This is a genomic window from Prevotella aff. ruminicola Tc2-24, assembly GCF_900110895.1.
In the GTDB taxonomy this organism is placed as follows: Bacteria; Bacteroidota; Bacteroidia; order Bacteroidales; family Bacteroidaceae; genus Prevotella.
On sequence record NZ_FOIQ01000003.1, the window covers coordinates 115700 to 137671 of the forward strand.

A 21972-nucleotide genomic window follows, 5' to 3' on the forward strand; every position below is an offset into this window, starting at 1 on the left:
GCGAGATATTACTTTGAAGACTCTTTAACGATTGGTGGCGTATTGTTTAAAAACCAATAAAGAATTGGCGGTCTCGAAAGAAATACGTACATTTGCAGTCTCAAATCATCCATAAAACAAAAAGATGAAACGGATTCCATTATACCTGACCGCCGCCCTCTTATTCACAGCCTGCAGCGACAGTCAGCAGAAAAAAGCAGAGCAACTACTGGAAGAGGCAAGGACTCACTTCGCACAGGGACAACTCGACGAGGCGAGAGCAGACATTGACTCATTACGCAAGACCTATCCAGAGCTGATAGAGATACGTAAAGCAGCACTGAAGCTTCATCAGGATGTAGAACTGAAGCGCGCACAGGAAGAGTTCATGCAGACAGACAGTCTGTTACAGATCGTCCAAAAGGAGTATGACGACATGCAGGCGAAGGTGGAGAAAGACAAGGCGGCCTTGAAAGCCACGGCCGAAGAGCTGACGCTTCTGACCATGAAGCGGATAGAGCGCGACTCCATTCGTACCCAATTTGAGACACTTGGGGCAAAGATACGCTATATCCACATGAAGCAGAAGGAGTGACGTAGTTCGGTTTTCCTTTGGCTTTCCGCTCATTTATTCATATCTTTGCCATCAAAGATGGCGAATTTACTCCATCTCGGCAAAAAAAGAAACGAGTTTCTTGTTTTTGCGCTCAACTTTTCGTAATTTTGCACCCGATATGGGAAATATGGAGATAACCAATGCACAGTTTGAACAGGCACTGGCAGAATGCCGGGCTTTGTTCGAGAAAAAACTTCACGACTATAAAGCTTCGTGGCGCATATTACGTCCCACGGCACTGACAGACCAACTCTTCATCAAAGCCAAACGTATCCGTTCACTGGAAATCAAGAAAGAATCGAAGGTGGGCGAAGGTATCCGTCCGGAGTTCATCGCGCTGATCAACTACGGCATCGTGGGACTGATCCAGCTCAGTCATGGCTTTGCCGACACAGTGGACATGGACAATGAGGAGGCCATGAAACTCTACGACCAATATGCCCACGAGGCCTTGGAGTTGATGAAGCGCAAGAACCACGACTATGACGAGGCATGGCGCTCCATGAGGGTCAGTTCATACACAGACCTGATCCTGACAAAGATTGAACGTATCAAGGAGATCGAAAACCTGCAGGGCGAGACACTCGTCTCTGAAGGAATCGATGCCAACTATATGGATATTATCAATTACGCAGTCTTTGGCGTGATTAAACTATCGGAGGACAACAACGCAGAATAAGAGAATGAAGAAGATTGCCGTCAACATCTGCCGTCTGGTGCTTGCTGTGACACTGATCCTGTCGGGATTCGTCAAGGCTGTCGACCCGTTGGGTACACAGTACAAGATAGCAGACTACCTCGGAGCCATGGGACTGGGTAGGCACATACCCGATATCGCCACGCTCTCCGCATCTGTCCTGTTGTCGGCAGCAGAGTTCATTCTCGGCATCTGCCTGCTCTTTGCCATCAGAAGACGAATGGCCTCACTGATCGTGCTACTGGTCATGATTGTCATGACGGCGCTGACCCTGTGGCTGGCACTGACAAACCCCATCAGCGACTGTGGCTGCTTTGGTGATGCCCTGGTACTGACCAATTGGCAAACATTCTGGAAGAACATCATCCTACTGGCGGCCGCCATCGTGGTATGGAAATGGCCCCTGGAGATGACACGTATCATCAGTGAGAGCAACCAGTGGATCGTACTGAATTACTCTGCACTCTTTATCCTGCTGTTCATATCCGGACGCAGTCTCTACACCCTCCCCCAGTTCGACTTCCGTCCCTATCATATCGGTGCCGACCTGAAGCAGGGATGGCAGAAGATGACGGAAGGAGAGGATTCGCCATACGCCGACTTCTTCATCGAGCGTATTGACGACGGTGAGGACATTACTGAGCAGGTACTCAACCACCAAGGTTATACGTTCCTATTGGTGTCTCCCCATCTGGAGCATGCGGACGACTCACAACTCGACGAGATCAACAGGATTTACGAATACAGCATCGACAACGCCTATCCTTTCTACTGTCTGACAGCTAGTCCGGAGAAAGCCATCGAGCACTGGTGCGACAAGACTGGAGCAGAATATCCTTTCTGTCTCACCGACGAGACTGTCTTAAAGACCGTCATCCGAAGTAATCCGGGTCTGTTACTCCTCAAAGATGGAACGGTCATCGGGAAATGGAGTCATAACGCACTGCCCGAGGAGGAAGAAATGACAGGAAGACTAGAGGAGTGTACACTCGGGCAACAGCCGAAGAACAATGTCGCAGGGAAGATCCTCTGGGTATTTACATGGTTCGTTCTTCCGCTGTTCCTCCTGACGGTAGCAGACCGTCTTTGGGCATGGAGTCGCTGGCTTCGTTCCGGAAGGAAGAGATCCGCGAAGAAAAGCGAAGAAGAAACAGATAATAACAACCCTTTAAATAAACAATAAAATAATTATGAGAAAGAAAATTGTAGCAGGAAACTGGAAGATGAACATGAATCTCCAGGATGGTATTGCTCTTGCAAAGGAGCTCAACGAGACACTGAAGGCCGACAAGCCCAACTGCGGTGTGGTGATCTGCACACCGTTCATCCACCTTGCTTCTATCGCACAGTTCCTCGATCAGGACATCATCGGTCTGGGTGCTGAGAACTGCGCTGACAAGGAAAAGGGTGCTTTCACCGGTGAGGTAAGCGCCGAGATGGTGAAGAGCACAGGTGCACAGTACGTGATCCTCGGTCACTCTGAGCGTCGCGAGTACTACAAGGAGACTCCTGAGATCCTGAAGGAGAAAGTACTGCTCGCCCAGAAGAACGACCTGAAGGTGATCTTCTGCATCGGTGAGAGTCTCGAAGAGCGTGAGGCTGGCAAGCAGAACGAGGTCGTAAAGGCCGAGCTCGAGGGTTCTGTATTCAACCTCTCTGAGGAGGACTTCCGTAAGATCGTCATCGCCTACGAGCCAATCTGGGCTATCGGTACTGGCAAGACCGCTACCGCTGAGCAGGCAGAGGAGATCCACGCTTACATCCGTTCTATCATCGCCGAGAAGTATGGTCAGGCTGTTGCCGACGACACAACCATCCTCTATGGTGGTTCATGCAAGGCTTCAAACGCTCCTGAGCTGTTCGCTAAGCCCGACATCGACGGTGGTCTGATCGGTGGTGCCTCACTGAAGGCTGCTGACTTCAAGGGTATCATCGACGCTTGGAAGAAGTAAACACGAACGTCAATGAAGTTTATATAGTGAATAATGATAAGTGAATAGATATTGGTATGAAATTAACAATATGCAATAAGCTGGTGATCGTGAACATCAAAGTGACCGTGCTGCTGGCACTATTTACTTTTCATTGTTCACTATTCACTTCTGCTCAAACCTTTACCCAACGCGTGCAACAGGAGAAGAAGGGTGAAGGAAAGGTGACCATCACGCAAGACAAGAGCATCGAAGAACTCGTGAATGGTCCGAAGACTGTCTCCGCCGAACAGAAGGCGACACCGAAACAGACAGGAAAATCAGATATTACTGCTACAAATCATAAAGAACAAGAGAAAAAAACGGAGAAGCTGAGCCCTGAGAGTGCCCAGGGCAGCATCGCCATCCCCGACACCACCATCGACAACCGGAAGAAGGTCATGAAAGGTGGATACAAGATCAACGGCTATCGGGTACAGGTCTTCGCAGGAGGTAACTCTCGCAACGACCGCATCAAAGCGGAAAAGACTGGTAATGAGATTAAGGCGCTCTATCCGGGTGTACCCGTTTACGTGCATTTCTACTCCCCACGGTGGATCTGTAGGATGGGCAACTACCGCACTTATGAAGAGGCCGACGAGGTGCTCAGAAGCGTCAAGAAGATGGGATACGACTCGGCCATTATCGTCAAAGGAAAAATCACAGTACAATACCCATGATTCAAAACCAAGGCATAGACGACAAGGAGATATATCGCGAAGGACTAGAGGATCTCGCCGCACACTACAAGCAGGTACTGAGTCTGCTTGGCGAAGACACAGAGCGTGAGGGATTACTGAAGACCCCCATGCGCGTGGCGAAAGCCATGCAGGTGTTGACACGAGGCTATCAGATGGACGCACATAAAGTGTTGACGGATGCTCTGTTTAAAGAGGACTACAGTCAGATGGTCATCGTAAAGGACATCGACTTTTTCTCCCTCTGTGAGCACCACATGCTTCCCTTCTACGGAAAGGCACATGTCGCGTACATCCCCAACGGCTACATCACAGGACTCTCTAAGATTGCCCGTGTGGTGGACATCTACGCCCATCGGCTACAGGTACAGGAGCGCATGACACAGCAGATCAAGGACTGTATTCAGGACACGCTCAAGCCACTCGGTGTGATGGTGGTTGTCGAGGCCAAGCACATGTGCATGCAGATGCGCGGCATCGAGAAGCAGAACAGCATCACTACGACCAGTGACTTCAGTGGTGCCTTCAATCAAGCTAAGACCCGTCAGGAATTCATGAACTTAATACATAATAATCAAATCTAATCTAATCAATTTATGGACCAGACCAACAGACCTAATTTCAGGACCAGCGGTTCCGTAGGCGACGCTTTTTTGCACAGCTGCCTTGGGAAGTTGCTGATTCTTATGGCTATTGTTCTTGTATTGCTGATCGTTGCCTACTTCACCGCTCCGACAGAGAAAGAGATGAGAGCGGAGATGAATGATAACATTATGCAATGCATGGAGATGAACGACAGTATCCGCGGCGACAAGATCGACGACTATGTGCACAACATCGGCTTTATCTTCACGAAGGCCGACTCGACAAAAGTGGGACAGGAGTGGAAAGAGACTTTCGATAAGTATAACCGACTGGAGGTCTACCGTCACACCTTCTACTCCACAGCCTATGTGTATAACAATATCCGTGCAGAAGGCACCAGGGTAGGATTCGGCATCTTTGGTCTGGTGATCCCAACATCCAACTTCAATGATTTCCTGTTGCATGTTGGACCAATGCACAAAGGTTATGACCAGAAGTTGATCCGTACAACGGTGATTCCAGATAACGATCTCGGCTCAAACCCCAATATCCAGGAATTCCACTATAGACGTAATCCTGACGATTGATGCATGAACATCTTCGTTTCTGAGGAAATAGCGTCTGTCTGCCCCGAGTTTGTTGGGGCAGCCGTTGAAGCACAGGTTGTCAACACCAGCTATAGTGACGAACTGTGGCAGGAGATTCATGCTTTTGAGGAGACGTTCCGGAGAGAACTCACCACTGAGAGTCTGAAAGAGATTCCGTCTATCGCAGCTACTCGTCGTATCTACAAAGCCTGTGGCAAAGACCCTTCTCGGTATCGTCCTGCCAGTGAAGCTTTGATCCGCAGGATGCTCCAAGGCAAAGAGCTCTACCAGATCGACACGCTCGTCGACCTCATCAACCTTGCTTCCATCGCCTTCGGTTATAGCATCGGAGGCTTCGATGCTGACAAGTTCGTCGGCGACACGCTCACATTAGGCATCGGACGTGAGGGAGAGCCATACGAAGGCATCGGCAGAGGGATGCTGAACATCGCTGGTCTACCCGTCTACCGCGACGCCCTAGGCGGTGTGGGTACACCCACAAGTGACAACGAGCGTACAAAGATCACACTCGGTACCACACACCTCGTTGTACTGATTAACGGCTACGACGGCAACGAGAAACGTGTCATCGACAATGCCCGATTCATACAAGATCTGATTCGTAAATACGGCCGAAGCGACGGCGGTAGCTATCTTATATATAAATAATAAGACAAACCTATGGATTTAAAACTTCTAATTATTCTGGCGCTCATATTAGCGCTACCTGTATGTATATTTTTTGTAAGGCGCTATTATCTTAGACAATTGCGCAACGAGGTTACCCGGGCTCAGAAAAGCGAGCAAATAAAGTCTGTGTTCTTAGCTAACGTCAGCCATGCCCTCCGTACCCCCCTGAATTCCATCATCGGATTCAGTGATATCATCCTGAAAGAGAAACCTGGCGTCCTGAAAGAGGAACAACTGACAGAGATGGTGACACACATCAACCACAACGGTCATCAGTTACTCTATTTCATCTCACAGCTGCTTGAACTCTCGAGTTTCGAGGGCAGCATGCTTACTTTCACGATGATTGAGGTGAACCTGGCAGAACTCATGGCCTCCTATCGGCGCGAGGCTCTGCGCGACGCCAGTCCAAATGTGTCCATCTATATCAGAACGACCCTGTCGCCGCACTGCAAGGCTACGCTCGACACCAACCTGATGCACCAACTGATTATGCACCTGCTACAGAATGCCGTACTCCATACCAAGGAGGGTAGTATTACCATGACCTACGAGCGTGAGCGAAAGGGAATGAAAGTAACCATCATCGACACAGGTGACGGTGTACCTCAGAAACTCCAGGAGAATATTTTCTCCATTCTTCAGCATGAAGACTCCCTGACCCTTGCCAACCAGACATCCGGGCTCGGCCTTTCTATCTGCAAGGCTATTGTAGACGCCTTGAACGGTGAAATCGGTCTCTCCTCTGAGGAAGGAAAGGGAACAACGGTATGGGTCTGGATCCCCTGTCACATGAGAGACATGACAAAGGGTATCTGAGAATCACAACCCATATAAGAAAAAGAACCTGACAGATAAAAATCTATCAGGTTTCTTTTTTCTGTCGGGATTACTGGACTCGAACCAGCGACCTCGCGCCCCCCAGACGTGTGCGCTACCAACTGCGCTAAATCCCGAACACTATGCTTAGCACTGACATGCTTTTGTCGAATGCGGATGCAAAGGTACACACATTTTACGAACTATGCAAATTTTCAGGCAACTTTTATTAGCTTTTAGTGAAAAACTGCAAAATATGAGCTATCTATGGCCGAAAATGCGTATCTTTGCATTGATATTTATGGAGCAATCATCAGAATGAAACAATATACACTTACTGCACCTGAAAGGTTGAGCAGCACCATCGGTCTGCCCGCCTCAAAAAGCATTTCCAACCGGGCTTTGATTATCTATGCACTGAGCGGTGGCAAGAGTCTGCCACAGAACCTCAGCGACTGCGACGACACAGAGGTCATCGTCAAGGCTCTGCAGCATATGCCCAAGGAGATCGACATCAAGGCAGCTGGTACGGCCATGCGGTTCATGACAGCCTACCTATGTGTGATGAAAGGTACACATATCATCACAGGAACAGAGCGGATGAAGCACCGTCCTATCGGTGTGTTAGTTGATGCCTTGAGAACACTGGGAGCGAATATCGATTACGAGGGAGAGACAGGCTTTCCACCACTCCGTATCACAGGCAGACAACTCAAGGGTGGTTTGCTGGAGATTCCCGGGAATATCAGTTCCCAATATATCTCCGCACTACTGATGATTGGTCCGATGCTGAAAGACGGTCTGACACTCAGACTGACAGGCGAGATTATCTCCCGGCCATATATAGACCTCACACTCTGGACTATGAGGGAGTTTGGGGCAGAAGCAGACTGGACCGCAGTCGACACCATCACCGTCAGTCACAAGCCCTATCAGAATAGAGACTATTTCATTGAAAGCGACTGGAGCGGTGCCAGCTATTGGTATGAGATTCTGGCACTGATTGACGACCGGGAGTCGGAGGTCAGACTTACCGGACTCATGGACGGTTCTAAACAAGGTGACTCTGTCACACGTTACTTGTTCAGTCTGCTTGGTGTGAAGACCATCTTTGAGACTAAGGGAGAAGGCATCCCCCAGACCATCACCATCAAGAAGAACGGTCGCTGTGTGCCACGACTGGAATATGACTTCGTGAACTCTCCCGACCTGGCTCAGACCTTCGTCGTGGTCTGCGCAGCCAAGAATATCCCGTTCCACTTCACTGGACTATCGACACTGAAGATCAAGGAGACAGACCGCATAGAAGCTCTGAAGAAAGAGATGCGGAAGTTGGGGTACGTCATCCACGACTTCAACGACAGTGAACTGAAATGGGATGGAGAACGCTGTGAACCCTCATATGAGGAAGGCATCGACACCTACGAAGACCACCGCATGGCATTGGCCTTCGCACCTTATGCTCTGAAGATCGGTCAACTCAAGATCAATCATCCTCAGGTTGTCTCTAAATCATATCCCAGATACTGGGATGATCTTGTCAAAGCAGGATTCCAAATAGAAGAAGGTCAGAAAGAATGAATTTTGCCATCGTCTGTATCATAGCACTCATCTGTCTGGGTGTCATCGCCGGGATAGTCTCCTATTTCGACAAAGGTGAGGACACTATCACTACCGGGCATGACTGCTCGACATGCACTGCTGCTGACGAGGGATCATGTAAGATCCACTGTCTTTTAGAGGAAAAAAAGAACCAGAAGGGGAAAGATGAAGAATAGATGCGTAAGGCCATCCACATATTGCTGACAGGAGTTGCCATCGTCATGACGATGGTAGGTTGCTCTACACAGAAAAACACAGGCAACACACGATGGTGGCATTCCTTTAACGCCCGGTACAACACCTTCTTTAATGGTTCACAGGCCTTCATCGACGGCAATCTAGAAAAGGAGAAAGGCAACAAAGACAATTACACGGAGCTGATACCTCTCTACGCGGTGGGCAACAAAGCCAGCCGTGATATCGGTAAAGGACAATACGATCTGACTATCGAGAAGTGCAGCAAAGCCATCAAGCAACACAGTATCAAGGTCAAGCCCGCATGGAACGGCAGCAAGCAAAAGACCGCGAAAGACCGCGAGTGGCTAGGACGTAGGGAATACAATCCTTTTCTTTGGAAAGTATGGTTGCTCATGGGTAAGGCACAGTTCCAGCAAGGAGCCTTCGACGAGGCTGCCGCCACCTTCTCATACATGAGTCGTCTATACCAGACACAACCTCTGCAGAACGGTCTTGCCAGAGCATGGCTTGCCAAATGCTACACGGAATTAGGATGGATGTACGATGCAGAGGATGTCATCCGGAACATGAATCGTGACTCTATGGACTTCCGTGCTGTCAAGGACTGGGACTACACCTATGCAAACTATTTCATCCGACATCAGGAGTACCAGAAGGCCCTCCCTTATCTCCACAAAGTTATCAAGCATGAGCGCCGACGGATACAGCGTGCCAGAGAGTGGTTCCTAATGGGACAGATACAACACCTGCTTGGGAACCGCGAACAAGCCTATAAGGCCTTCGAGAAGGTGGTCGGTTGTCACCCGCCGTATGAGTTGGAGTTCAACGCCCGCATCGCCCAGACTGAGGTCATGGCAGAGGGGACAAACGTCCATCAGATGATCAGTCGTCTGAAGCGGATGGCTGCCTCAGAGAACAATACAGACAATCTCGACCAGATCTATTATGCCATCGGCAACATCTACCTCACTCAGCGGGACACTACACAAGCCATCAACGCCTATGAGGACGGAGCACTTCTTTCTGTCAAAAATGGCATTGAGAAAGGTGTCTTGCTGCTCTCACTCGGAGACCTCTATTGGGATAAAGAGCGATTCTCTGATGCACAACGATGCTACGGGGAAGCCATCGGCCTGCTCGACAAAGACCATACGGGCTATGAAGAGCTGTCTTACCGATCGAAGGTCTTGGATGAACTGGTACCTTACACAGAGGCTATCCAACTGCAGGACTCTCTATTGGCACTCGCCGACATGCCAGAAGCTAAAAGACTGGAGGTGATAGACCGAGTGATCGACAATCTGAGGAAGAAAGAGGAAAAAGAACGGAAGGAACAGGCGATGGCAGAAGTCGAACAACAGCGTCAACAAGAGGATGGTTTACTTCCCAACACGATGTTGCCAACGACACCGACCTCCGGTAACGGGCAGTGGTATTTCTATAACCCCGTTGCAGTCAGCCAAGGAAAGACAACTTTCCTGCGTCAGTGGGGAGCAAGGAAGAACATAGACAACTGGCAGCGTGTCAACCAGACTGTTGTTGCGGTGCCGTCCCCATCGGAAGATCCTGAAGAGGCTTCCTCCGACAGCCTTGAGGATACAGGATTATCAGACGAGATAGAAGAGTCCTCTCTGAATACCTCCAACCCGCATCAACGAGACTATTACCTGGCACAGATCCCTTTCTCGGAGGAACAGAAGAAAAACAGTCACAACATCCTCAAGGATGCACTTCTACATGCCGGTATCATCTTCAAGGATAAACTCGACCGTTCTGCCTCATCACCCCATCTGTCGAGACATCTGCATCTCAGCGAGGATATGCTTACAAGACTGACGGAAGACTACCAGGACGACAAATGCATCGCCGAGGCATGGTATCATCTCTACCTCCTTTACGCCCGACAGGGCAGACAACAACAGGCAGACAACTGTATCAGACGCCTACAACATGATTTCCCAGAAAACGAATGGACACTTCTTCTCTCCGATCCCAACTATGCCGTCAATGCTAAGTTCGGGGAGCATATCGAGGATTCCCTATATGCCGCCACCTACGAGGCATTCAAGAATAACCAATCTGAGATTGTAAGAGCCAATGTACAACTGTCTGCCGACCGTTTTCCCTTGGGAGATAATCGCGCCAAATTCATCTTCATAGATGGTCTCAGCCGGTTGAACGAAGGCGACAGAGATGGTTGTGCCAGTCAGCTCAAGTTTGTGGTTGAGAGATACCCAGACAGCGAGGTAACCAGTCTCTCAGGTATGATCCTTAAAGGCATCCAAGAAGGACGGACGCCTTATGGAAACCAGTTCGAGATGAGCGACATCTGGACACGCAGGAGTACGGACATGGCAGAAGACAGCACTGGCACCGCCACACTTAGCGATGAGCGCAACCAGCATTTCCTGTTTATCCTTATCTACCAACCGGACTCCGTTAATGCGAACCAGTTACTCTTCGAGATGGCCAGATACAATTTCACGAACTTCCTGGTTCGTAACTTCGAGATTCTACAGATGCCTCTCGCAGGCGACCGTGCTGGAGCATGGCAGCAGATGCAGATCAGCGGTTTCCTCAATTATGACGAAGCGTTACAATACGCCCAGCAACTCTATGCCGACAATACCATGTCGACACGATTATCCCCCTGTCGCAGTCTCATTATCAGTGAGGGCAACCTGTCACTTATCGGTACGCGTTACAGCTACGATGACTATATGCAGTTCTACGAGAAGACCTTCCTCCCGATGAAGATCAGTGAGGAGAAACTGCTGATCCTTCCTAAGACCATTGAGCAACCCGACATAGAAGAGACGGAGCCCTCACCTACCCCCACAAGGACAGATGACGGCATACAACCCGACAACAATCAACGGAAGCAGCAAGTACAGGATTTCGACTTCGGTGATGACTTCTGGTAAAAAAGATAACGATATGACAAATGGCATCCTACTTTGGGTAGACGACGAGATCGAGCAGTTAAAAGCCCATATCCTGTTCCTTGAGAAGAAAGGCTATGAGGTGGTAACCGTCAGCAACGGTACTGACGCTATTGATCTCTGTAAGGAGCGCAACTTCGATCTGGTGCTCCTAGACGAGCAGATGCCCGGTCTGAGTGGTCTGGAGACCCTTCAGAGACTCAAGGAGATACAGCCCTCGCTTCCCGCCGTCATGGTAACAAAGAGCGAGGAAGAGAACATCATGGAACAGGCCATCGGTCAGAAGATTGCCGACTATCTCATCAAGCCCGTGAATCCCAACCAGATCCTGCTGTCGCTCAAGAAGAACATCCACCGCCGCGCCATCGAGACCGAGGTGACACAGAGTCAATACCAACAGAGTTTCCAACAGATTGCCCTGCAGATCATGGACTGTCGGACATGGCAAGACTGGGCCGACGTCTATAAACGACTGGTACACTGGGAACTGGAGCTCAGTGCCACCGATAGCGACATGACAGATATGTTGCAGATGCAGAAGGAAGAGGCCAACAACGGCTTTGCCAAGTTCATCAAGAAGAACTATCTAAACTGGGTTAACCACTCCCAACCCTCTCCCACACTCTCACCAGACATCTTCAAGACCAAAGTATTCCCGTTGCTGAACGAAGGAAAAAAGGTTTTCCTCGTTGTCCTTGACAACTTCCGTTACGACCAATGGCGGACACTTGCTCAAGAAATCAGCGGACAGTTTGATATGGAGGAGAACCTATACTTCAGTATTCTGCCCACAGCTACCCAGTATGCACGCAATGCCATCTTCAGCGGTCTGATGCCAAACAAGATTGCAGAGATGTTCCCCGACCTATGGGTGGATGAGGATGAGGAAGAAGGAAAGAACCTGAACGAGGAGCCACTGATCCGAACACAGTTCGACCGGTACAGGAGAAAGGAGTCTTTCTCTTACCATAAGGTTAACAGCTCTGCCGATGCAGACAAGCTGCTTCAGCAATTCCATCTCCTTGAGAGAAACGATCTCAACGTCGTCGTCTTCAACTTCATCGACATGCTCAGTCATGCACGTACGGAATCAAAGATGGTCAGAGAACTCGCGAACAATGAAAGTGCCTACAGGAGTATCACACTCTCGTGGTTCCGCCACTCGGTCATCTCCGACTTCTTCAAGCTGCTGTCGCAGACAGGCCATACCGTCATTGTCACCACGGATCATGGCAGTATCCGTTGTACCAGCCCCGTCAAGATTATAGGCGATCGAAACACCAACACCAATCTGCGCTATAAGCTCGGTAAGAATCTGGCGCACGACGACAAGAGCCTCTTCGTCATCAAGGATCCCCAGGAGGCGCAGTTGCCTGCACCCAACCTTTCGACGAGTTATGTCTTCGCAACAGGCGACTCCTTCTTCGCCTACCCGAATAACTACAATTATTACGTCTCCTATTATCGTGACACCTTCCAGCATGGAGGCATATCGATGGAGGAGATGATCATACCACTCATCACCATGACAGGAAAGAAAAGATAAGAATCATATGGAAATCAAGATCAAAGACTTAGGAAACATCCAAGAAGCTGCCCGTCTGTTCATTGAGCAAATTGGCGATCACAAGGTTTTTGCCTTCTACGGTAAGATGGGAGCGGGTAAGACCACATTCATCAAGGCTATCTGCGAGGAGTTGGGCGTAAATGACGTCATCACCTCCCCCACCTTCGCCATCATCAACGAATATAGGACCTCTCCTAAAGGGAGACTCGTAGAGACCACCATCTACCATTTCGACTTCTACCGAATCAAGAAACTGGAAGAAGTCTACGACATGGGGTATGAAGACTATTTCTACAGCGGGGCCCTCTGTTTCATCGAGTGGCCTGAGTTGATTGAAGAGCTGTTGCCCGAAGACACCGTGAAAGTCTGCATCACAGAAAACGGAGACGGGACACGCAGTATAGTCTGCTCATAACAATAATACCCTGCCGTTCTGGCAGGGTATTATTTATAAGTTCTGTTCCTGGAAGTCCAGGTCTGCCTGGACGACAAAGAACACCTCTTTCGGATCAAACGAGGAACTGACACCCTCTTCCTTTGCCTTCTTGCAGACAACGTCGGCCACGACATCCATATCGATGTCGACCTCATCGTCATTACTTTCCAGAATACCACTCGTATAATAGTAATCCACGACGGCATCCATGATAAACAGGATATCATCGTCACTGTAACGGTCCTTGAGTTCCGACGGCAGCTGCTCACGGATAAAAGCCAACTCCCTCAGGTTCTCCTCTTCGTCAAGGCGAAGTTCCTCTTCCAGACTTGCCATAACTACAACAGGGCTTTGAATTTCTCGTCAAGTTTCGCCTTCGGCTGTGCGCCTACCAACTTGTCAACAACCTCTCCGTTCTTAAAGAACAGAATCGTAGGAATATTACGGATACCGAACTCTGCTGCCAGATCCTCATTATCCTCAACATCGCACTTGCCGACAACAATCTTGCCGTCGTACTCCTTTGCAAGTTCCGCAATGATAGGTGCCACCATACGGCAAGGGCCACACCATGTTGCCCAGAAATCCACTACCAGAGGCTGGTTGCCTGCTTTCAGACTTGCAAAGTTCTCATTTGTGATTGTTACTTCCATTGTCTTTTCCTTTTTAATGAATACTATGATATCAACTCTTCTGCAAATACCATGCCACTAATTAATCTTATAGTCGAGCATCTCATGTTTCTCGATATAGTCAATCAGCGTATGTCTCACATCCACACCTTTCTCCCGACTGCGTAAGAGCACATGATTTCGTCCCTGCGAGTCGCGCAACTGAAAGAAGAGTTTGGTGCGACCAGGATTCTCACTGATAATCTCATTCAGGTCGGCCACAACGTCTTCACTCAGCATATCGGCAACTAAGGAGATCGTTATGCGATCGATGGCCTTTTCCTTGACACTCTGCAGGTACTCCACGTTCTGGATCTTCAGCTCCATCTGGGTGCTATTCTGGAAACGTGGTCGCAACTTCGCCGTCACATATACCGAAGCCCCTTCGGTAAACATACCGTTCCATTGTCCCCAATCCCGACCGAACAGGGCTATCTCCCCGTTTCCTTCAAAGTCTTCTACGGTGACAAATCCGCAAGGCTCTCCACTCTTGGTAAACTTCTGACGGACGGCCGTTACGATACCACCAATAACGACATCCTCTCGTCCGTCAAGACTCTGTACGTCTGCCAAATCGGCACAAGTCGCATTGCAAAGATTGTCGAGAATAATCTTATACTCATCCAACGGATGGGCTGACAGGTAGATACCCACCAGATCGCGCTCTTTGTTCAGTCGTTCGATATCACTCCAACGCACATCAGACTTCGGTACAGGCGGTGTGGCAATCTCCACGCCATCGAAGCCACCGAACAACGAGTTCTGTGCCTGTACCTTTTCCATCTGATAGGTCTGTCCGTAACGCACCAGCGTATCCAGCCACTCCTCGCCTCTCGAGTTCGTAGCGAAATAGTCCTCTCGTCGGATTCCGAAGCTGTCGAAGCCGCCACTCAGTGCCAACGACTCGAAGGCCTTACGGTTCACATTACTCATATTAACACGCTCCGCAAAGTCAAAGATCGATTTATACGGACCGTTCTGTTCACGTTCAGAGATGATTGCCTGTGCAGCAGACTCTCCCATTCCTTTGATGGCACCCAGACCAAAGCGAATCTCACCATGGTGGTTCACACCAAACTTCTCGTAACTCTCGTTGACATCCGGTCCCAGCGTGGCAATACCCATCTGCTTACACTCGTCCATCAACTTCGTGATTTCCGTAATCTGGTCACGCCGACGACTCATGATGGCGGCCATGAATTCCGCCGGATAGTTAGCCTTCAGATAAGCTGTCTGATAGGCCACCCATGAGTAACAAGCTGCATGCGACTTATTAAAGGCATACGAAGCAAACTTCTCCCAATCGGCCCAGATTTTCTCCAGTATCTTCGGGTCATGTCCGTTCTTCTTACCACCCTCGATGAACTTCGGCTTCATCGCATCGACGATATCCTTTTTCTTCTTACCCATGGCCTTACGTAACGCGTCACTCTCACCTCGGGTAAAGTCAGCCAGTTGTCTGGAGAGTAGCATCACCTGCTCCTGATAGACAGTAATGCCATAGGTATCCTTCAGATATTTCTCCATACAAGGGATATCATATTTGATCTCTTCGCGACCGTTCTTACGAGCAATGAACGACGGGATATAGTCCATAGGTCCCGGACGATAAAGGGCGTTCATGGCTATCAGGTCCTCAAAGACCGTCGGATGCAGTTCACGGAGATACTTCTGCATACCGGCCGACTCAAACTGGAACGTGCCGATCGTACGGCCCTGCTGATAGAGTTCGTATGTCTTCGGATCATCGATGGGAATATTGTCAAGATCCACGTCTATGCCACGTGTACGCTTGATATTAGCACAAGCCTCCTTCAACTCCGACAGCGTCTTCAGACCGAGGAAGTCCATCTTGATCAGACCAGTCGACTCAATGACATGACCGTCGTACTGTGTACAGTTCGTCTTCACGCCTTTGAAGTCCGGGTCATCAGCTGTCGACACCGGCACATGATCACTGATCGGGTCCCGGCAGATAATGAAGCCACAGGCATGGATACCAGTACCACGCACCGTTCCCTCAAGCATCTTCGCATATTTAATCGTATTCGCCAATGCCTGGTCGTTCGACGACTCCGCCTCTTGCAGTTCCCTCGTACACTTAATAGCATTGGGAAGATTCATCTTCATTCCCTCTGGCAGACGGTCAGGGATAGCCTTACAAAGCGCATTCGTAAGTCCGAGGGGTACTTTCTCCACACGAGCCACATCCTTGATGGAGTTCTTAGTGGCCATCGTGGCATAGGTGATGATATGGGCACAGTTCTCATGTCCATATTTATCCTCCACCCATTTCAGTACCCGGCCACGTCCGTCATCATCGAAGTCGGTATCGATATCAGGCAGAGATATTCGGTCCGGGTTCAGGAAACGCTCGAACAGCAAGTCATACTTTAATGGGTCGATTTTCGTAATACCTAGGCAGTAGGCCACCACACTTCCTGCCGCAGAACCACGCCCAGGTCCGACCATCACTCCCAGTTCATCACGTGCAGAATTGATAAAGTCTTGCACAATCAAGAAATAGCCAGGGAATCCCATGGTCTTCATGATATGGAGTTCGAACTTCACACGTTCGACGACATCATCAGGAATCGGGTCACCGTAGCGTCGCTTCGCACCAGCATAGGCCAGTTCAGCCAGATAGTCGGCCTCGAACTTGATACGATATAACTTATCGTATCCACCCAGTTTCTTGATTTTCTTCTCACCCTCTTCCGGAGGAAGCTGGTTCTGACCGTTCTCATCACTCGTAAACTCATCATAGAGCTGTTGCTCCGTGAATTTAGCACGCCACTCATCTTCCGTACCGAACGACTCCGGGATTGGGAAGAACGGCATGATCGGGTCATTATCCAGACTGTAGGTCTCCACCTTGTCAAGAATCTCCAATGTGTTTGACAAGGCTTCCGGCACATCCCCGAAGATATCATTCATCTCCTGACGGGTCTTGAACCACTCCTGCTTAGAATAAAGCATACGTGTCGGGTCGTCAAGATCCTTACCGGTAGAGAGACAAAGCAGGTGGTCATGGGCCTCAGCATTCTCCTTGTCCACGAAATGCGCATCATTCGTACATACTAATTTGATGCCATATTCCCTTGCCAACTCGATAAGCACTTTGTTTGCCTGCTGTTGCAGGGGGAATGTCTCACGGTTGGCACGGATCGTCGGGTCTGTCACCTCATGTCGCTGCAACTCCAGATAATAGTCATCGCCAAAGACACGTTTATGCCACTCTATCGACTCACGGGCACCGGCGATATCGCCTTTCAGGATCTTGGCCGGCACCTCACCGGCGATACAAGCAGAACAGACAATCAAGTCCTCATGATACTTCTCCAGCTCTTTATGGTCTGTTCGCGGACGGTTATAAAAACCGTCAACCCACGAGTTGCTCACCAGCTTGATCAGGTTCTTATAGCCACGATAGTTCTTAGCCAGCACAATCAAGTGATAGCCACCCAAGTCTTCCTTGGTCTCCTTCAGTCTCATGTCGCCGCGACGGGCCACATACATCTCACATCCGAAGATGGGTTTAAATGGTTCCAGTCCTTCCTTCTTCCTTTGCTTGTTGACGCCAACGCAGATATCATGAAACTCCTTCATGCCGAACATATCACCATGATCGGTGATGGCCATGCCCTTCATGCCGTCAGCGATAGCCTTGTCGACCAGTTTCTTGATACTGGACTGTCCATCCAATATAGAATAATATGTATGTACGTGTAGATGTACGAAATCTTCCATTATCAGTAATATTGTTGCTTCTGTCCCCTCCGGAGCTTTGCAAGGACAAGGCCCCTACAGGTCGAGGACAAAGTTACGCTGAAATCCCGAGAATGCCAAAAGAAAAGCGTGAAAAGTTTGTAACTTCCGTAAAAATTACGTACCTTTGCACACAAAACAAGAAACAATCAAGATAACTAATGGGAGAAAGAATTAAGAAACTAAAGAAGATCAGAATTCACCGTGAAGGCACCAACGAGCTCACCCTGAGCGCCTTGGTTGTCATTGGAATCGCCACGGTACTCTGGTATTCTTTCAATACAACCATACCGTTCTGGATTTTCATCATCATCTTCGGTACCGCCTGGCTGATGGCACTGAATTTCTATCGTTGTCCGATACGTTATTATAACGGTGACACTGAGAAGATGGTCGTTGCCCCTGCCGACGGCAGGATCGTTGTGATTGAGGAGACAGAAGAGAACGAGTATTTCCATGACAAGCGTCTGATGATCTCCATCTTCATGAGTCCGCTAAACGTGCATGCCAACTGGTTCCCCGTCGACGGAAAGGTCAAGTTCGTTCACCATCAGAACGGCAACTACCACAAAGCCTGGCTGCCGAAGGCCAGCGAAGAAAACGAGCATGCCGACATCATGATCACGACCCCGGATGGACAGGACATCCTGGTGAGACAGATAGCCGGTGCCATGGCGCGCCGTATCGTCACCTATGCCAAAGACGGCGAGGAGTGCTATATCGACGAGCACCTGGGCTTCATCAAGCTAGGCTCACGTGTGGATGTATTCCTACCACTGGATACAGAAGTGCTCTGCCGTATGGATCAGCCCACGACAGGCGACCAGACCGTTATCGCAAAATTGAAGTAGCCAAGAGTTCAATCTTTATGTTCAATATCAAGAAGCATATACCGAACACTATTACCTGTTGCAACCTGATCTCTGGTTGCATTGCGACGTATTATGCTTTCCGAAGCGACTTTGACATAGCTCTGCTCTTTATCATCATAGGAGCGGTTTTCGATTTCTTCGACGGCATGAGTGCCCGTTTGCTGAAAGTATCCTCTCCCATCGGAAAAGAGCTCGACTCACTGGCCGACGATATCACCTTCGGTTTTGCGCCGTCGGCCGTCGTGTTCAGTTACCTTTGTGGTTTTCACATCCACTGCCCGTTCGTTCCTTTCCTAACCTTTATCATGGCGGCCTTCTCTGCCCTCCGATTGGCGAAGTTTAATCTTGACGAGCGTCAGGCATTAGGTTTCATTGGTCTGCCGACTCCCGCCAACGCCCTTTTCTGGGGATCGCTCATCGTAGCTCTTGAGCAAAAAGGGATTACTTTCTGCGGAATGGAGTGGGTAATTCTTTTGGGTGTATTGATCAGCAGCTATCTGCTTGTTGCCGAGATTCCCATGTTTGCATTGAAGTTCAAGCACTGGGGATGGAAAGGCAATGAGGTTAAATACATTTTCATTCTCTCTTGCATACCTTTGCTGTTGCTCTTTGGCATCGGAGCCTTTGCAGTTATCATCGCATGGTATGTTATTCTGTCCGTTGCTACAAAGAAAGAAAACTAAAAGCCTGGCTTTACATGCGTATTTTTTTTGCGGTTATCCTATTTGCTATTATTGCCATCGCTATCATTGTGATGGTCATCATCAATTTCGCATATAGGGGTATCAGGAAGATGAGAGAGGCGGCCGAAGACAGCTACTATATTCGCCAGAAGCGCAAGGAGCAGAAAGAGAAGAATCCCTTTGGCAACGACTATTTCAAAAGCGCCGACAGCAAGAGCCAGGGCTCTCGTACCCAGCGCCAATATACCAGTTCCGCACAATCAGGACAGTCGAAGAGTTCTGCTCAAGAAAGAACCACTACCCGTAAGACGACTACGAGCAGTGGTGTAACAATCATCGACGACCGCGAGACCGAAGAGAAGAAAAAGATCTTCGATCATAACGATGGCGAATACGTAGAGTTCGAAGAAGTCGGCGAATGACCAAGAGCCACGTACGTTCGTGCTGATGGCTAGACGATGGCCGACTCACCATAGAGGCGCTTAATTGTGCACGAGGGTACCTATCTGTTCCCCGTTCATCACCTTCTTCAGATTACCCACGACATCCATGTTAAAGACATAGATAGGCAGGTTATTATCCTGACACATACAGATGGCTGTCAGGTCCATCACCTTCAGTCCCCGTGCCAGTACCTCCTTATAAGTGATCTCGTCAAACTTCTGGGCTGTCGGATCCTTCTCCGGGTCAGCCGTATAGACGCCATCCACACGTGTACCCTTCAACATCACGTCGGCCTCGATCTCTATACCACGCAAGGAAGAGCCCGTATCGGTCGTGAAGTACGGAGAACCAGTACCGGCAGAGAAAATACACACATATCCGGCCTCCATCGCCTCGATGGCGTTCCATTTTGTGTAGTACTCGCCTATCGGCTCCATGCGGATAGCCGTCATCACTTTGTTCTTTACACCGATAGCCCCAAGAGCACTGCTCAGGGCCAGAGAGTTGATGACCGTGGCACACATACCCATCTGGTCACCTTTCACGCGGTCGAAACCCTTCTGCGAACCCGACAGGCCACGGAAGATGTTACCACCACCAATGACGATACCGATCTGCACCCCCATCTCACTAATCTCCTTAATCTGCTGGGCATAGTCGCTCAGTCGCTCAGGGTCGATACCATACCCCTGCTGTCCCATCAGGCTCTCACCAGAGAGCTTGAGAAGGATTCTTTTAAATCTTGCCATACCTTATATAATATTTAAATCTCTGTTACACGACAAACTGCACCTGTTTGAATGCATACACCCGTCTTTTACCGTCGGTATCCCGTAATATCAGATGCCCGTCGGAGGCCACATCGACGATGGTAGCCGAGAAGCGCCCCTTTTCATCTCTGTAAACCGCCTCTTTTCCCTTACGAAACAGTCTGCTTCGATAGGCCAGACCGCATGTCTCTCTCATGGAAGCCGCTTGAAACGACTCGAGGAACGCCTGGAGTAACTCCTCCCTGTCTGTATCCCGTCCCAAGATTTGCCTCAGCGATACCGGGTTGGGCGCATCACTCAGGAATACCTCTTGGTTCACATTCAGGCCGATGCCGATAATGCTATCCCTGATGACACCACCTTGCAAACGGTTCTCAATCAGGATACCACACAGTTTCCCGTCACCATAATAGATGTCGTTCGGCCACTTGATTTCCACCCGACGGTCAGGGAGATAGGCGTCGAGTGCCTCGCATAACGCCACCGACACGGTCTCCGATATCTGCCATTGCCGACTAATCGGAATCTGCTCTGGGTGAATCATCATGGAGAACGTCAGGTTCTTCCCCCGCACCGACTCCCAGCTGTTCGTTCCGCAGCCTTTTCCTGCTGTCTGATGCTCAGCTGCCACCACGACGACAGCACCAGGAGAGTCTGCCTCCACCATATGCCCGTTGTCACGCAGCCACCGATTGGTCGAATCCGTCTCTTCAATATGTACGACCTTGAAACCCATATTGACTGCAAAGATACGAAAATTATTCATAATACATGATTGGCAGATCATATTATTTTTCTATCTTTGCAACATGATAACAGAAGAACAACAGAAAAAAGACGAGCGTTACATGCAGATGGCGCTCGACGAGGCACAACAGGCGTATGAGGCCGGTGAGATACCTATCGGTGCCGTCATCGTATGTAAGGATCGGGTGATTTCCCGAGCCCATAATCTGACAGAGACCCTCTGTGATGTCACGGCACATGCCGAAATGCAGGCCATCACGGCCGCCGCCAACACGTTAGGCGGCAAATATCTCACGGAATGCACGCTCTACGTCACCGTTGAGCCTTGTACGATGTGCGCCGGTGCCATCGGTTGGGCACAGATTCCCAGAATCGTTTATGGTGCCCTCGACGAGAAACGAGGCTATCATGAATATGCCCCGAAGGCCATGCACCCCAAGGCAGAGGTGACGGGAGGCGTACTCGAAGAAGAATGCCGCAGTCTGATGCAGAGTTTCTTCAGATCAAAGCGATAGATCATTTATTTTGTTAAAGTATGTATAATGCAATGCAATTGCACAGTGCCAAACTACATTTGCAAGTAGAAATACTTCAATATAGTTTTATACACTTAACATTTTAAATTAACAGA

23 protein-coding genes and 1 tRNA gene are annotated in these 21972 nt (G+C 49.4%); 18 read left to right on the forward strand and 6 right to left on the reverse strand.

The genetic code is table 11. From position 1 onward, the window contains the following. The first annotated feature begins 124 nt into the window (after positions 1 to 124). The 9 genes from BMY63_RS06770 to BMY63_RS06810 all read left to right on the forward strand — a co-directional run bounded on the left by BMY63_RS06770 (position 125) and on the right by BMY63_RS06810 (position 6641). Positions 125 to 574, forward strand: coding sequence for a hypothetical protein (locus tag BMY63_RS06770; RefSeq protein ID WP_091915579.1), 450 nt, complete (start codon positions 125 to 127; stop codon positions 572 to 574). Between the two features lie 139 nt (positions 575 to 713). Continuing rightward, the gene (locus BMY63_RS06775) at positions 714 to 1274 is read left to right on the forward strand and encodes a DUF1599 domain-containing protein (RefSeq protein ID WP_369807717.1); all 561 of its coding nucleotides are present in this window, start codon (positions 714 to 716) and stop codon (positions 1272 to 1274) included. 4 nt (positions 1275 to 1278) lie between these two features. After that, a complete protein-coding gene (locus BMY63_RS12545; protein WP_091901400.1) occupies positions 1279 to 2475 on the forward strand; it encodes a DoxX family protein in 1197 nt (398 codons plus the stop codon). 7 nt (positions 2476 to 2482) lie between these two features. After that, the gene (tpiA, locus tag BMY63_RS12550) at positions 2483 to 3244 is read left to right on the forward strand and encodes a triose-phosphate isomerase (RefSeq protein ID WP_013065496.1); all 762 of its coding nucleotides are present in this window, start codon (positions 2483 to 2485) and stop codon (positions 3242 to 3244) included. Positions 3245 to 3300: 56 nt separating this feature from the next. Continuing rightward, on the forward strand, positions 3301 to 3942 hold the full coding sequence (locus BMY63_RS06790) for an SPOR domain-containing protein (RefSeq protein WP_091915580.1): 642 nt from the start codon (positions 3301 to 3303) through the stop codon (positions 3940 to 3942). Then, on the forward strand, positions 3939 to 4544 hold the full coding sequence (gene folE, locus BMY63_RS06795) for a GTP cyclohydrolase I FolE (RefSeq protein ID WP_091901394.1): 606 nt from the start codon (positions 3939 to 3941) through the stop codon (positions 4542 to 4544). The genes BMY63_RS06790 and folE overlap by 4 nt, the downstream gene beginning before the upstream one ends. A gap of 102 nt (positions 4545 to 4646) precedes the next feature. After that, complete coding sequence (locus tag BMY63_RS06800; protein WP_091901381.1) at positions 4647 to 5132, forward strand: hypothetical protein; 486 nt, start codon at positions 4647 to 4649, stop codon at positions 5130 to 5132. A 3-nt stretch (positions 5133 to 5135) separates the two neighbouring features. Then, on the forward strand, positions 5136 to 5801 hold the full coding sequence (locus tag BMY63_RS06805) for a B3/B4 domain-containing protein (protein WP_091915581.1): 666 nt from the start codon (positions 5136 to 5138) through the stop codon (positions 5799 to 5801). A 147-nt stretch (positions 5802 to 5948) separates the two neighbouring features. Next, the gene (locus BMY63_RS06810; protein WP_176771107.1) at positions 5949 to 6641 is read left to right on the forward strand and encodes a sensor histidine kinase; all 693 of its coding nucleotides are present in this window, start codon (positions 5949 to 5951) and stop codon (positions 6639 to 6641) included. A 64-nt stretch (positions 6642 to 6705) separates the two neighbouring features. Here BMY63_RS06810 and BMY63_RS06815 read toward each other — a convergent pair. Continuing rightward, positions 6706 to 6778: transfer RNA gene (locus BMY63_RS06815), tRNA-Pro, on the reverse strand. A gap of 181 nt (positions 6779 to 6959) precedes the next feature. On the opposite strand from BMY63_RS06815, the gene BMY63_RS06820 reads away from it, so the two are divergent. From BMY63_RS06820 to tsaE, 5 genes are read left to right on the forward strand one after another with little or no spacing between them, the layout of a single operon-like run. Then, positions 6960 to 8222: a 3-phosphoshikimate 1-carboxyvinyltransferase gene (locus BMY63_RS06820; protein WP_091901375.1), complete on the forward strand. Its 1263-nt coding sequence runs from the start codon at positions 6960 to 6962 to the stop codon at positions 8220 to 8222. After that, a complete protein-coding gene (locus BMY63_RS06825; protein WP_091901374.1) occupies positions 8219 to 8419 on the forward strand; it encodes a hypothetical protein in 201 nt (66 codons plus the stop codon). The genes BMY63_RS06820 and BMY63_RS06825 overlap by 4 nt, the downstream gene beginning before the upstream one ends. Then, positions 8420 to 11365: a type IX secretion system periplasmic lipoprotein PorW/SprE gene (gene porW / locus BMY63_RS06830; RefSeq protein ID WP_256218963.1), complete on the forward strand. Its 2946-nt coding sequence runs from the start codon at positions 8420 to 8422 to the stop codon at positions 11363 to 11365. A gap of 13 nt (positions 11366 to 11378) precedes the next feature. Further along, entirely contained in the window at positions 11379 to 12929 is a 1551-nt protein-coding gene (locus tag BMY63_RS06835) for a T9SS response regulator signal transducer PorX (protein WP_091901615.1), read from the forward strand. 7 nt (positions 12930 to 12936) lie between these two features. Next, on the forward strand, positions 12937 to 13365 hold the full coding sequence (tsaE, locus tag BMY63_RS06840; RefSeq protein ID WP_091915583.1) for a tRNA (adenosine(37)-N6)-threonylcarbamoyltransferase complex ATPase subunit type 1 TsaE: 429 nt from the start codon (positions 12937 to 12939) through the stop codon (positions 13363 to 13365). 33 nt (positions 13366 to 13398) lie between these two features. Here tsaE and BMY63_RS06845 read toward each other — a convergent pair whose 3' ends face one another. The 3 genes from BMY63_RS06845 to dnaE are packed head-to-tail and all read right to left on the reverse strand — an operon-like array spanning position 13399 to position 17807. Further along, a complete protein-coding gene (locus BMY63_RS06845; RefSeq protein WP_091915585.1) occupies positions 13399 to 13722 on the reverse strand; it encodes a hypothetical protein in 324 nt (107 codons plus the stop codon). 2 nt (positions 13723 to 13724) lie between these two features. Continuing rightward, positions 13725 to 14039 (reverse strand): thioredoxin, encoded by a 315-nt coding sequence (gene trxA / locus BMY63_RS06850; protein WP_091901365.1) that lies wholly within the window; start codon positions 14037 to 14039, stop codon positions 13725 to 13727. Positions 14040 to 14096: 57 nt separating this feature from the next. Further along, on the reverse strand, positions 14097 to 17807 hold the full coding sequence (gene dnaE / locus BMY63_RS06855) for a DNA polymerase III subunit alpha (protein ID WP_091915587.1): 3711 nt from the start codon (positions 17805 to 17807) through the stop codon (positions 14097 to 14099). 179 nt (positions 17808 to 17986) lie between these two features. Between dnaE and BMY63_RS06860 the strand changes: the two genes are divergently transcribed. The 3 genes from BMY63_RS06860 to BMY63_RS06870 are packed head-to-tail and all read left to right on the forward strand — an operon-like array spanning position 17987 to position 19802. Next, the gene (locus tag BMY63_RS06860; protein ID WP_091915589.1) at positions 17987 to 18676 is read left to right on the forward strand and encodes a phosphatidylserine decarboxylase family protein; all 690 of its coding nucleotides are present in this window, start codon (positions 17987 to 17989) and stop codon (positions 18674 to 18676) included. 26 nt (positions 18677 to 18702) lie between these two features. Continuing rightward, positions 18703 to 19380 carry a CDP-diacylglycerol--serine O-phosphatidyltransferase gene (gene pssA, locus BMY63_RS06865; protein ID WP_091915867.1) on the forward strand — a complete coding sequence of 226 codons (678 nt, stop codon included), beginning with the start codon at positions 18703 to 18705 and terminating at the stop codon, positions 19378 to 19380. Positions 19381 to 19394: 14 nt separating this feature from the next. Next, entirely contained in the window at positions 19395 to 19802 is a 408-nt protein-coding gene (locus BMY63_RS06870) for a DUF4834 family protein (RefSeq protein WP_177178401.1), read from the forward strand. Positions 19803 to 19862: 60 nt separating this feature from the next. On the opposite strand, the gene pyrH is transcribed toward BMY63_RS06870, so the two are convergent. Both pyrH and BMY63_RS06880 read right to left on the reverse strand, forming a co-directional pair. Further along, complete coding sequence (gene pyrH, locus BMY63_RS06875; protein WP_091901356.1) at positions 19863 to 20573, reverse strand: UMP kinase; 711 nt, start codon at positions 20571 to 20573, stop codon at positions 19863 to 19865. Positions 20574 to 20598: 25 nt separating this feature from the next. After that, a complete protein-coding gene (locus BMY63_RS06880) occupies positions 20599 to 21360 on the reverse strand; it encodes a biotin--[acetyl-CoA-carboxylase] ligase (protein ID WP_091915592.1) in 762 nt (253 codons plus the stop codon). A gap of 43 nt (positions 21361 to 21403) precedes the next feature. Here BMY63_RS06880 and BMY63_RS06885 point away from each other — a divergent pair, with 43 nt between their 5' ends. Next, a complete protein-coding gene (locus tag BMY63_RS06885) occupies positions 21404 to 21856 on the forward strand; it encodes a nucleoside deaminase (RefSeq protein WP_091901354.1) in 453 nt (150 codons plus the stop codon). Positions 21857 to 21972 lie beyond the last annotated feature (116 nt).